Annotated in this window: 12 protein-coding genes; 9 read left to right on the top strand and 3 right to left on the bottom strand. The window is 69.5% G+C overall.

Going from position 1 to position 11,352, the window contains the following annotated elements:
* Positions 1 to 55 precede the first annotated feature (55 nt).
* Entirely contained in the window at positions 56 to 724 is a 669-nt protein-coding gene (locus tag C469_RS04880; protein WP_008004371.1) for a DUF6517 family protein, read from the bottom strand.
* Positions 725 to 944: 220 nt separating this feature from the next.
* Between C469_RS04880 and C469_RS04875 the strand changes: the two genes are divergently transcribed.
* Positions 945 to 1,685 (top strand): hypothetical protein, encoded by a 741-nt coding sequence (locus C469_RS04875; RefSeq protein ID WP_008004369.1) that lies wholly within the window; start codon positions 945 to 947, stop codon positions 1,683 to 1,685.
* A gap of 41 nt (positions 1,686 to 1,726) precedes the next feature.
* On the opposite strand, the gene C469_RS04870 is transcribed toward C469_RS04875, so the two are convergent.
* A complete protein-coding gene (locus C469_RS04870) occupies positions 1,727 to 2,290 on the bottom strand; it encodes a DUF7097 family protein (protein WP_008004367.1) in 564 nt (187 codons plus the stop codon).
* Positions 2,291 to 2,302: 12 nt separating this feature from the next.
* Positions 2,303 to 3,652, bottom strand: coding sequence for an alkaline phosphatase family protein (locus C469_RS04865; RefSeq protein ID WP_008004365.1), 1,350 nt, complete (start codon positions 3,650 to 3,652; stop codon positions 2,303 to 2,305).
* A 119-nt stretch (positions 3,653 to 3,771) separates the two neighbouring features.
* Here C469_RS04865 and C469_RS04860 point away from each other — a divergent pair, with 119 nt between their 5' ends.
* From C469_RS04860 to artA, 8 genes are all read left to right on the top strand, one after another.
* Entirely contained in the window at positions 3,772 to 4,773 is a 1,002-nt protein-coding gene (locus C469_RS04860; protein WP_008004363.1) for a PhzF family phenazine biosynthesis protein, read from the top strand.
* Between the two features lie 93 nt (positions 4,774 to 4,866).
* Positions 4,867 to 5,061, top strand: coding sequence for a DUF7333 family protein (locus tag C469_RS04855; RefSeq protein ID WP_008004361.1), 195 nt, complete (start codon positions 4,867 to 4,869; stop codon positions 5,059 to 5,061).
* A 93-nt stretch (positions 5,062 to 5,154) separates the two neighbouring features.
* Positions 5,155 to 6,105 (top strand): calcium/sodium antiporter, encoded by a 951-nt coding sequence (locus C469_RS04850; protein WP_008004360.1) that lies wholly within the window; start codon positions 5,155 to 5,157, stop codon positions 6,103 to 6,105.
* A gap of 503 nt (positions 6,106 to 6,608) precedes the next feature.
* On the top strand, positions 6,609 to 8,012 hold the full coding sequence (locus tag C469_RS04845; protein WP_008004359.1) for a D-aminoacyl-tRNA deacylase: 1,404 nt from the start codon (positions 6,609 to 6,611) through the stop codon (positions 8,010 to 8,012).
* A gap of 260 nt (positions 8,013 to 8,272) precedes the next feature.
* Positions 8,273 to 9,430 carry a cell division protein FtsZ gene (gene ftsZ, locus C469_RS04840; protein WP_008004358.1) on the top strand — a complete coding sequence of 386 codons (1,158 nt, stop codon included), beginning with the start codon at positions 8,273 to 8,275 and terminating at the stop codon, positions 9,428 to 9,430.
* Between the two features lie 127 nt (positions 9,431 to 9,557).
* Positions 9,558 to 9,734 carry a protein translocase SEC61 complex subunit gamma gene (locus C469_RS04835; protein WP_006628863.1) on the top strand — a complete coding sequence of 59 codons (177 nt, stop codon included), beginning with the start codon at positions 9,558 to 9,560 and terminating at the stop codon, positions 9,732 to 9,734.
* Positions 9,734 to 10,186: a transcription elongation factor Spt5 gene (locus C469_RS04830; RefSeq protein ID WP_008004357.1), complete on the top strand. Its 453-nt coding sequence runs from the start codon at positions 9,734 to 9,736 to the stop codon at positions 10,184 to 10,186. Before C469_RS04835 ends, C469_RS04830 begins: the two co-directional genes overlap by 1 nt.
* Before the next feature lie 112 nt (positions 10,187 to 10,298).
* Positions 10,299 to 11,261, top strand: coding sequence for an archaeosortase A (artA, locus tag C469_RS04825; protein ID WP_008004356.1), 963 nt, complete (start codon positions 10,299 to 10,301; stop codon positions 11,259 to 11,261).
* Positions 11,262 to 11,352: the final 91 nt, after the last annotated feature.

Raw genomic sequence — 11,352 nt, 5'->3', positions numbered from 1 at the left:
ACAAAACGACTTCTACGGGACGGAAAACGGTTTAAAACGGAACGCGGACGAGCGGCTAGTGTTCGACCTGTTCCATCAGGGACAGCAGCGATTCCCGGGCTTCGACGGCGGTGGGATGGACGCCGATGAGCACGATCACGTCGTCCCGGTGCTGGACCGTCCCGATGTACAGGAACACCGGAACGTCTTCGACGGAGCCGCTCTGTCCGTCGCCGGCGTCGACCTCTGCGTCGATAGTCGTTTCGAGGATCGATATCTCCACCTCCTCGCCGAGGATCGTGCGGGTCTCCGAGCCTCGCTCCTCGATGTCGCTCGTCTCGATCTCGGTGTCCTCGCCGCCGAGACCGCGCTGGTCGACCTGATCTAACAACCGCCGGATCAGGTCCGTGTCGTCGGCGCGAACGAGCGGGTTGACCGATTGCCCGCCGATCGACGGGTTGGGCGTGCTCGCCACGAACAGCGCCGACCCGTTCTCCGAGTTCTCGTACCCGGCGGCCCACGTCGTCACGGACACCTGCGCGTTCACGCCGGCTATCTCGAACTCCTCCTCGATGGGGAACGACTCCGGTTCCTCTCCCTCGTACCCCGCTTCCGAGACGGCTGAAGCCGGGATGCTGGCCGGTTCCGCGTCGAACTCGTAGCTGCCGTTTTCGCCCCCGGCGCACCCGGCGACCGCGACGGATGTCGATGCGGCGATCGCCGCGAGGAGTCCGCGTCTGTGCATACCGATAGATACGCCTTCTGGGGCGGTTAAGCGTATCGACGCGGATATATGGATCTGATAATCGGGTTGTTCGGGAGCGAGCTGCCGGAATACGGCCGCTCGGCTGACGGAGTGCCCGCGTCGACTCCGGGGATTTCTCGTGGTGCGATCGAAGGCACAAAGTTCACGGTGTGTCGCGCGCGAGGTGAGCCAAATGGAACGCCGAGGACAAACCGGACTGGTGGAAGCGCTCCTCCTTGACGTCGTCCGTCTCCACGAGACGTGGATGGAGGTCGTCTTCCCCAGGCAGCTCGACCCGAGCGCGGTGTTGGGGAAGTGGAAACCGGAGACCAGCGTCCAGACGGTCGGGTACTACCTCTGGGCGGTCCTCGGGGCACCGCTCGTGGCGGTGGCGTACCCCCTCCTGCTGGTCGGGTTCGCCACCCGGTTCTACGCGGCGAAGCTCGACTCCGCAGTCACGCGGTTCGGTGTGCTCGGCGCGGTGATCGTCGCGACGACCGTGTGGGGATCTCTCACCCTCCTCGCGCACTTCCAACTGCCGACCGATGTGATGCTCGGAATCGGCGGCGCCAGCGTCGTCGCCGTCGTCTCCGCCGGGCTCGCGGCCGGGTTCTCGAAGGTCGGCGGCCGCTTCGTCAGCGTCCTCCTCGCCTACCCGTTCGCGATGACGGCGATCTTCCTGCCGCCGGTCGTCGCCGCGCTGCTCACCCCGTCCATCTCGAACGTGGTCCTCGACCCGAGCTACGAGCTCGCGCGGTGGATCCTCGACACGTTCCTCGCCGTCGGCGGGATCAACGAAATGCTCCGCGACGCCTTCGACCTGGAGACGTTCGGCCAGCAGTGGGGCGTCACCGGCCTCGGGTACGTGTTGATGTGGATCGGCATCTCCGTCCCGCTCGGCTGGTTCCTCGGAGTGCTCGTCGCGCTGGCGAACCTGATCCGGCCGAAGTCGGACGGCTGAGTCGACGCGCCGACAGACAGCCGCCTCCGCGCGTCGGTCCGCTACCCCTCCCGGTCGAACCGCTCGCTCGCGGTCTCGAACGCGGACTCAGACGCTTCCTTGCTCCGTCGGCTCTCACGCGCCGCGATCGCCTCGGGATCGGGGCTGGCGTCGTCGTCGATCCGAGCGAACGACTTGTGGACCTTCGTGTGACACCAGCGACACAGCGAGACGGTGATCTCGTGGGGGCCGGCGTCGTCGGGACCAGAGGCCGTATCGCGTGAAGACGCGGCGTCAAAAGAGGCGGCGTCCCCGTACGACACGTGGTGCTCCTCCACCAGCGGACGGGCGTCCTCGTGGGCCAGTCGGACCTCCGTCAGCCCGCATCGGCGGCACTCGCGGCCGTCGGTCGTCGACCGGTAGTGCGGGCACGCGCTCCACGCGCCGTCCGCCCCGACGTGGCAAGTGTAGTCGTCTCGGCGTCGCTCGGCGCTGAAATCCGCGTCGTCGCTCGCCCGCGTCAGCGCGAACCGACAGCGACCGTCGTCGGTGAGGTGGTCGCAGACGCCGGCGACCGCGTACGGGTCGTCGACGCCCACCGGGGTTCCGTCGGGCGTGCGTTCCATCCCGGTTCCACCTCAGATGAGGCTCGCGCCGTCCAGTTCCGTCCGGCCGTAGTCGACGTCGAGCAGGCGCAGGAGCGTCGGGGCGATGTCGAGCAGGTCCGCGTCCTCGACCTTCGCGTCCGGGTGGTCGACGAACAGCGCGGCGTCCTCGAAGGTGTGCATCCCGCTCCGGGGGCCGTCCGGGTCGAACACGGCGTCGTGAGAACGGAAGCCGGCCTTGAGATCGAACCCCTCGTGCGGGATCACCACGAGGTCGGGCGCGATGGCGTCGTGGTCGCCGCGGAACACCGTCTCGCGCTCGACGACCCGCTTGGCGACGGGGTTCCCGTTCGGTCCCTCCCACGCTTCGATCTCGGCCCGGAGCTCCTCGCGCACCGCCTCGTACTCCGACTCGGAGACGACGCCGTCCGGCTCGCGGCCCTCCACGTTGAGGTAGAACCGCCCGGGGACCAGCGAGTACGCGCGGGCGTCGCCGGCGATGTCGGACAGCGACCCGTGGTCGTCGCCGCCCTCGTACGACAGCCACCCCTCGCGCTCGAGCCACTCGTTGCAGTACACGTCGTACCGGAGTCGGGTGAACCCGTGCGTGGAGCCGACGACGAGCCGAACGTCGTTCGGGAGCGCCGTCCGGATGGCGCCGATGTGTTCGTCGAGGGCGGCGTAGAACGCCAGCATGTCCTCGCGGTACGGGCCGCCGTCCTCGTAGTCGCCCCACAGGAAGTGGTTGATCCGGTCCGGGCTGGAGAACACGCCGACGAACAGGTCCCAGTCGTCCATCTCGACGTAGCGCGAGAACGCCTCTGCGCGGGCGTCGAGGGTCTGTCGAGCCTGCTCGATGAACTCCGCCTTGTCCTCCCGGTGGCCGAGTTTCGCGTTGACCGACAGCCGGTAGTCGCTCTCGGTGAGGTATTTCCGAAGCTCCTCGGGGTGAGCGGCCTTGTCGACGTCGGGCGAGAGGTAGCCGGAGACCATGCGCTGGACCGTTCGCTGCGGCGGGAACGTGACGGGAACGTTCATTACCGTCGCGTTGAGGCCCGCGTCGGTCGCCCGCTCCCACACCCGCGTCGCCTGTACGTCGCGGCCCATGGGGACGTAGGTGTCGTACGAGCCGACCTCGCGGTCCTGAAAGCCGTACACACCGGTCTCACCCGGGTTCACGCCGCTCGTGAGTACCGGCCAGCATGCGCTCGATTCCGGCGGCACGGCGCTGTCGATCGGCCCCCCGTCGCCCGCGTCAGCGATCGCCGACAGCGTCGGAAACGTGTCCGGGTTGTCGGCGACGAGGCGGTGGGGGAGGCCGTCGATCCCGATGAACGCCACGCGAGGCGTGTCGTTCCCTCGCAGCCGGTCGAAGAGGCCCATAGGGGTACATCCGCCGTGGAGGCCAAAAGAGTTGACATCGCTTCCCGCCCGTTTCGCCTCCGCCCGGCGGACTCCTCGGCTCTCGGGAGCCTTTTGAAGGCGGGCCGTCACGGTGGGGCATGGAGACGCGACGCACGCTTCTCGTCGACGCGTTCGCAGACGAGCCGCTGGCCGGGAACGTCGCCGGCGTCGTGCCGGACGCCGCGGGACTGAACGACGGTCGGATGCGACGGATCGCCGACGAGGTCGGCGCCTCCGAGACCGCGTTCCTGTTCGACGCCGTCGAGAGCGGTGACGGCGCGACCGGCGCGGACGACGCCACCGGTGCGGACGACGCGACCCCGGACGGAGACGGCGCCGACGAGCGGCTCCGGTACTTCACTCCCTCGACCGAGGTCGACCTCTGTGGCCACGCCACGATCGCGACCTACGCCGCCCTGTTCGCCGAGGGCGCGATCGACGCCGGCGACCGGGTCCTCCGGACCAACGTCGGCGACCTCGAGATCACGGTCGACGACGACGGAACCGTCTGGATGCGGCAGAACCCGCCGACGGTCGACGTGATCGATCCCGACGACGAGGAGGGCTCGGACCTCGACGCCGACCGCCTCGGCCACGCGCTAGGGATCGACCCGGCCGCCCTGCGCGACGTGGGCGCCGACCTCCCGGTCGCGGTCGCCTCGACGGGCCTCCCGTGGCTCGTCGTCCCCGTCAACTTCCTCGAACGGCTCGGGGAGGCCGAGCCCGACGCGGCGGCGGTCGAGGCGATCTCCGAGGCGCACGACGTGGCCGGCGTGTACGCGTTCACCTTCGACGCGCTCGACGCCGAGTCGACGCTGCACGGCCGGGCGTTCGCCCCGGCGATCGGAGTGCCCGAGGACCCCGTGACGGGGACCGCGAGCGGCGCGGTCGGCGCCTACCTCCGCGAGGTCGGCGCGTTCGACGGTGACTTCCCCGACGAGCTGCGCTTCGAGCAGGGCCACTTCGTCGACCGACCCGGCCGCGTCCGCGTCCGGGTCTCCGGCGACGAGGTGCGCGTCGGCGGGCGGGCGCTCGTCTCGCTGGACGGCGAGTTGCGGGTGCCCGAAGCGGAGGACGACGACGAGATCATCGAGACGTAGCGACGCGCCGGAGCCGGGGTCGGTGCTGCGCGCCTGCCGCGAGGGCGCCGCCGCGGACCGAACCCTTAGGAGTCCGCGAGCCGTAGCGCGACTATGGAGTTCGACCTCCCTCGTGCGGCCGGTATCGTCGCGCTCGTCGTCGCCCTCGGGACCCTCGGGGTCGCCTTCGGGACGCCGATGGCGCTTTCGACGACGCTGATGATGGTTCTCCCCTCGATGGTCGTCTTCGGTGCCATCGCGTTCGTCGTCGGGATGAAACACGGCGAGTTCCGCTCCACGCGCGTCTGAGCCGCCTCACCCGGCCGCCGCTCCGCGGGCTCGCGGGCCCGCGACGCCCCGGAACCACGACGCTTTTTAAAACGGCGACGACAACCCGGAGCCGTGCTACTCGGGTCGCCGCTCACGGAACTCCTGCTGCTCGCCGGCGGCGTCGCCCTCCTGTACGCCGGTGCCGAACTGCTCGTCAAGGGCGCCGGCGACCTCGCGCTCGCGGTCGGGCTGAAGGCGTCGACGGTCGGCGTCACCGTCGTCGCCTTCGCGACCACGGCCCCCGAGCTGTTCGTCTCCCTGCTCGGCGCCATCACGGTCTCGACCGACACCGGGCTCGGCGCCATCGTCGGCTCGAACATCGCCAACATCGGACTCGTGTTGGGGGTCTCCGCGCTGATCCGCCCGCTCGACATCTCGCGGACGGTCTTCGAGCGACACGTCCCGTTCATGGTGCTCGCCGCGCTGCTGCTCGTCGGCCTCGGGTGGGACGGTCGGATCGGCGCGGTCGACGGGGTCCTCCTGCTCGCCGTCCTCGTCGCGTTCACCGTCGTCGTCATGCGTCGGGTCCAGCAGACGCAGTCCAGCATCTCGGACGCCGAGCGCGCGGAGATGCCGGACGCGCGCCTCCGCGACGCGGGCCTCGTCGTCGCGGGGATCGTCTCGTTGATCCTCGGCTCCCAATGGCTCGTCGACGGCGGGCAGTCGCTGCTGTCGGCCGCCGGATTCTCCGACATCTTCATCGGGCTCACGGTGTTGGCGCTGGGGACCTCGCTGCCGGAGCTCGCCGCGAGCGTCGTCGCCGCGATCCGCGGCGAGGCCGAGTTCAGCGTGGGCAACGTCGTCGGCTCGAACATCTACAACGTCCTCGCCGTCATCGGCGTCGTCGCGATTATCACGCCGATCAGCGTGGCTCCCAGCGTGCGCGGCTTCGAGTTCCCCGCGCTGCTCGCGTTCACCGCCCTGCTCGTCGGGCTGATGTACCGCGGCGACCGCATCTCGCGGGTCGACGGCGGCGTCCTCGTCCTCGGCTACCTCGCCTTCATCTACCTGTTGCTGCCGTGAGCGCTCGGTGGACGCACCGGACCGGTGCGTCGACGACGGGTGTTGTTTATAAGTAGAGTGATTGTGCGGTGGCGCGCGCCTCCGAGCGGTCGCCGTGGGCGACCGCGAGGAGCGCCGCGCGAGGGAGTCGCTGGCGGCTATCGCCGCCAGCGACGAGGCTGGGGAGGTGTGAGGTGCGGTGCGGTTGCGGTCGGGAGGACTCAAAGGGGCAGCCGCGAGGACGGCGCAGGTGACGCAAGCACTGCAGGGAGCGAGCATCGCGAGCGACCGAAGCGCGCAGCGAGCGTGCGCCGTCCTCGCGGCTGGGGCTTTGGAGGTGTTTACCGTCGATCCGCCGCCAGCAACCATTTATAAGCGAGCGGCTGGGGCTTTGGAGGTGTTTACCGTCGATCCGCCGCCAGCAACCATGTATAAACGATCGACCGGGCAGCCAGTCGATATCGTCACCGCACCACCGACGTCGTATCGACGGCTATTCGGACGTCCCGCCCCGACCGAAATCCGTGATAGCGATCGTCGTCAGCCGGGCCGACAGCGCCTCGGAACACATCGGCGAGCACCTGCTCGAGATCGGCGACTGGGAGCGCTGCGACGACCCGAGCCGCCCCGACGCCGACGGCGGCGAGACGTACTACCGGACGGACGGGTTCGAACTGCGGGAGTTCGACGACCTCCACATCGATCTGGAGGACCCCGCGGTCGCGTTCGGTGGTGGCGAAGACGCTGAGGGCGACGACACCCCCGAGTTCCTCGCGTTCGTCTCCCGCCATTCGGGGGAGACGGGGAAGCTCCTCACGGCTCACGTCACCGGGAACTTCGGTCCCGCGCCGTACGGTGGCGAGCCGGGGACGCTGGCGCGGGCCGCGCCCGGCGCCGAGAAGCGCGTCGTCGAAGCGCTGGCCGCACACGCCCCCGAGGGGTACGACGTGGGGATCGAGTGCACCCACCACGGGCCGACCGACACCGCCGTCCCCTCGCTGTTCGTCGAGCTCGGCTCCGACGAGCCGCAGTGGACCGACCCGGAGGCGGCCCGGGCGGTCGCGCGGGCGGTGCTCGATCTGCGGGGAACCGGCGCGGATCTGGTCGGCGAACAGAGCGGATCCGACGGCTCGTACGCCGACCTCCGCCACGTCGTCGGCTTCGGCGGCGGCCACTACGCCCCGCGGTTCACCCGGATCGTCCGCGAGACCGAGTGGGCGGTGGGCCACGTCGGCGCCGACTGGGCGCTCGGGGACCTCGGCGCGCCCGACGCGAACCGGGACGTGATCGAGCAGGCGTTCGCGCGGAGCCGCGCCGATCTGGCGGTGATCGAGGGCGACAAACCCGACCTCGCCGCGACCGTCGAGGCCCTCGGTCACCGCGTGGTGAGCGAGACGTGGGTGCGCGAGGTCGGCGACCGCCCCCTGCCGCTGGTCGAGCGACTGGAGACCGACCTCGCGACGGTCGACGAGGGGCTCCGGTTCGGCGAGGTCGTCCCCGGGTCGGCCGACGGGCTCCGCGTCGGGACGCTCCCGGGGGACCTGCTCTCTCGCGCGCAGGGCGTGGACTCGGACGCGACCCGCGCGGCCGTCGAAGCGAACGCGGTCGCCTTCGACACCGAGCAGGCCGGGACGCGGGCGGCGGGGCGGGCCGCGTTCGCCGCCGACGAGGGGACGCCCGGGTACGACGACCTCGTCGCGGGTCTCGCGAGCGTGTTGGAGCGCGGGTACGACGCGGTCGAAGTCGACGACGACGCCGTTATCGCTCGCGAGACCGCCTTCGATCCCGAACTCGCCGCCGAGCGGGGCGTCCCGGAGGGGCCGGCGTTCGGGCGGCTCGCGAGCGGGGAGTCGGTCGAAGTCGACGGCGAGACCGTCGCGCCCGAAGACGTGTCGCGGGCGCGGACGGAGCGGTTCCCGATCGAGTGACACCGGCTCCCGACGGCGACGCGGACGCTTCCGACGGCGACGCGGACGCTTCCGACGGCGACGCGGACGCTTCCGACGGCGACGCGGACGCTTCCGATGACGACCCGGCGGTAGCGCGCCTGCCCAGCGACGGTCCGATTCTTCGTTTTTGATCGGTGATACGCGGGTTTCGGCGGCTCTGGAGACAGTCTTCGGCCGTCTGACTCGCGTCAGACGATCGGGCAAAAATAAATACGTCCGGGTCGCAACCACACCATATAATGGACTCTATCGTAGAGGACGCCATCGACGAAGCCGAGGAATCCCCGGCGGACGACGCCGGGGAGGCCGGCGCCGGCGCGAACGACGCGGCCGCCGGCGCCCCGCCACAGACCGGAACGATGACCGACGAGGAGCTGCAGGACGTCCTCCAAGACCTCCAGACGAACATCACCGTCGTCGGCTGTGGGGGCGCCGGCGGCAACACGGTCAACCGGATGACTCAGGAGGGGATCCACGGCGCGAAGCTGGTCGCCGCCAACACCGACGTTCAGCACCTCGTCAACATCGAGGCCGACACGAAGATTCTCATGGGCCAGCAGAAGACGCAGGGCCGGGGCGCCGGCTCCCTCCCGCAGGTCGGCGAGGAGGCCGCGATCGAGTCCCAAGAGGAGATCCAGGACGCCATCGACGGCTCCGACATGGTGTTCGTCACCGCCGGGCTCGGCGGCGGCACGGGGACCGGGTCGGCGCCGGTCGTCGCGAAGGCCGCCCGCGAGTCGGGCGCGCTCACCATCGCCATCGTCACGACGCCGTTCACCGCCGAGGGCGAGGTCCGACGGACGAACGCCGAGGCCGGCTTAGAGCGGCTCCGCGACGTTTCCGACACCGTCATCGTCGTCCCCAACGACCGCCTGCTCGACGCGGTCGGGAAGCTCCCGGTCCGGCAGGCGTTCAAGGTGTCCGACGAGGTCCTGATGCGCTCGGTGAAGGGGATCACGGAGCTCATCACGATGCCCGGGCTGGTCAACCTCGACTTCGCCGACGTCCGCACCGTGATGGAGAAAGGCGGCGTCGCGATGATCGGGCTCGGCGAGTCCGACTCCGACTCGAAGGCGCAGGACTCGGTGAAGTCGGCGCTCCGCTCGCCGCTGCTCGACGTCGACATCTCCGGCGCGAACTCCGCGCTGGTGAACGTCACCGGCGGCACCGACATGTCCATCGAGGAGGCCGAGGGCGTCGTCGAGGAGATCTACGACCGGATCGACCCCGACGCCCGGATCATCTGGGGCACCTCGGTCGACGAGGAGCTGGAGGGCGAGATGCGGACCATGATCGTGGTGACCGGCGTCGAGTCCCCGCAGATCTACGGCCGAAACGGCGAGGCTCCCGAGGGGGAGACGGCGCCCGAGATGGAAGACATCGACTACGTGGAGTAGTCGCGCCGTCGCCGTCGGGCCGTCCCTGGGTCGCCGTCGGGCCGTCCCCGGGCCGTCCTCGGCCGCCACTGCGTGCCAACCACGCATCAAAAGGTAAAAACCGGATCACCTCGAACCTCTTCGTAACATGGACGTTCCGTACGACCTCAACAGCTACATTCGGGTGCTGAAACTGGCGAGCACGCCGAGCACCGACGAGTTCCTCCAGGTGTCGAAGATCGCCGGCGCCGGCATCCTCCTCATCGGCTTCATCGGCTTCCTGATGTTCGCGATCATGAGCCTCCTGCCGGGGGTCGGCGCGTAATGCCGATCTTCTCGGTCAAGACCACCGCGAGCCAGGAGCGGACCGTCGCCGACATGCTCGCGGAGAAGGAGATGCCGGAGATCCAGGCGGTCATCGCCCCCGACCAGCTCACGAGCTACGTGATGGTCGAGGCAACCGACGGGAGCGTGTTCGCCCGGATCCTCGACGAGATCCCGCACGCCCGCGGCGTGATTCAGGGCTCGGAAGGGCCGGCGGAGAGCCCCTTCTCCGAGGTCGAGCACTTCCTCTCGCCGACCCCCGACGTGGAGGGGATCGCCGAGGGCGACATCGTCGAGCTGATCGCCGGGCCGTTCAAGGGCGAGAAGGCCCGCGTCCAGCGGATCGACGAGGGGAAAGACCAGGTGACCGTCGAGCTGTACGAGGCGACCGTTCCCATCCCGGTGACGGTCCGCGGCGACCAGATTCGCGTGCTCGACTCGGACGAGCGCTGAGCGGGTCGGGCGTCTCCGCGGGAGCCGATAGCCTCCGCGGTTCCGTTCGAACTACCCGAGGATTCGTCGGCAACGACAAGGGCTTTATCCGCCGCCGACTGACGATTCGGACATGTTCGGTTCCGGCGTACCGGCGGTTCTGAGTCTGTTGCCGGACACGTTCACGTTCGCCTGGGTCGTCGCGGTTCTCTTCGCCGTCGCGTGGCTGCTCGACAGCCGCGGGCTGGCGGCGGGCCGCTCGCTCGCGGCCGGCACGTGGGGGCTGTTCGGACTCTTCTGGCTGTCGACCGTTCCGTACTTCGCGCTCGAACACCAGAGCTACGTCGAGTCGATCCTCGCCTTGGTCGGGGTCCCGGCCTGTCTGTACGCCGGCTACCTCCTGTACAACGGGCGGGCGTCGCTGTTCACGCTCACGCGAGCGATCGCGATCATGCTGTTCATCTACCTCCCGTTCGAGACGATCCCGGCGTTCACGCTCGCCGGCGTCGCGTTCCCCGAGCCCCGCCGGGTCCTCATCGAGGTCGTCGCGACCCAGACCGGGATGCTCATCGACCTGCTCGGCTACGCGCCGGAGCGGGTGGCGAGCAGCGAGGGGTACGACGCGGCCTACCTGTGGACGCTCGACGACGGGCACACCTACCGGATCGACATCGTGCTCGCCTGCACGGGGCTCGGGAGCATGGCGATCTTCGGCGGGCTCGTCGCGGCCGTCGAGGCGCCCCTGCGGCGGAAGCTCCGCGGGCTCGCGGTGTCGGTCACGCTCATCTACGTCCTCAACATCCTCCGGACGACGTTCATCTCGGTCGCCGCGGGCAACCAGTACATGCAGTGGTACCCGGACCTCGTGTTGCTGATGTTCGGCGCGAGCGACCCCTACCGCGTGTCGTTCCTGATCTCCGACCGGATCATGAGCCAGCTGCTCGCCGTCGTGGCGCTGATCGGGATCACGTTCCTCGTCGTGCGCGAGATGCCCGAGCTCGTGGTCGTCCTCGAAGACGTGCTCTATCTCCTCACCGGCGAGGAGCACGATCTGACGGAGACGCTCGACCTCCCGCGGGAGCCGACGAACCGCTGAGGCGGGGTCGCGCGGACGGTCCGGCGTCGCCCGGTATATAAACACATAGTAAGCTATAGGCGTCGCTGTCGACTGCTTCGGGGTATGGTCG

Source organism: Halorubrum lipolyticum DSM 21995, from assembly GCF_000337375.1.
GTDB lineage: Archaea > Halobacteriota > Halobacteria > Halobacteriales > Haloferacaceae > Halorubrum > Halorubrum lipolyticum.
Note: the sequence above shows the minus strand (reverse complement) of the source record. Positions and strands in the feature narration are given on the sequence as shown.

Bases quoted from the DNA above. Each gene is read 5' to 3' on its own strand.
- C469_RS04880 (WP_008004371.1), bottom strand. From the start codon at position 724: ATGCACAGACGCGGACTCCTCGCGGCGATCGCCGCATCGACATCCGTC.
- C469_RS04870 (WP_008004367.1), bottom strand. From the start codon at position 2,290: ATGGAACGCACGCCCGACGGAACCCCGGTGGGCGTCGACGACCCGTAC.
- C469_RS04865 (WP_008004365.1), bottom strand. From the start codon at position 3,652: ATGGGCCTCTTCGACCGGCTGCGAGGGAACGACACGCCTCGCGTGGCG.
- C469_RS04860 (WP_008004363.1), top strand. From the start codon at position 3,772: ATGGAGACGCGACGCACGCTTCTCGTCGACGCGTTCGCAGACGAGCCG.
- C469_RS04855 (WP_008004361.1), top strand. From the start codon at position 4,867: ATGGAGTTCGACCTCCCTCGTGCGGCCGGTATCGTCGCGCTCGTCGTC.
- ftsZ (WP_008004358.1), top strand. From the start codon at position 8,273: ATGGACTCTATCGTAGAGGACGCCATCGACGAAGCCGAGGAATCCCCG.
- C469_RS04835 (WP_006628863.1), top strand. From the start codon at position 9,558: ATGGACGTTCCGTACGACCTCAACAGCTACATTCGGGTGCTGAAACTG.
- C469_RS04830 (WP_008004357.1), top strand. From the start codon at position 9,734: ATGCCGATCTTCTCGGTCAAGACCACCGCGAGCCAGGAGCGGACCGTC.
- artA (WP_008004356.1), top strand. From the start codon at position 10,299: ATGTTCGGTTCCGGCGTACCGGCGGTTCTGAGTCTGTTGCCGGACACG.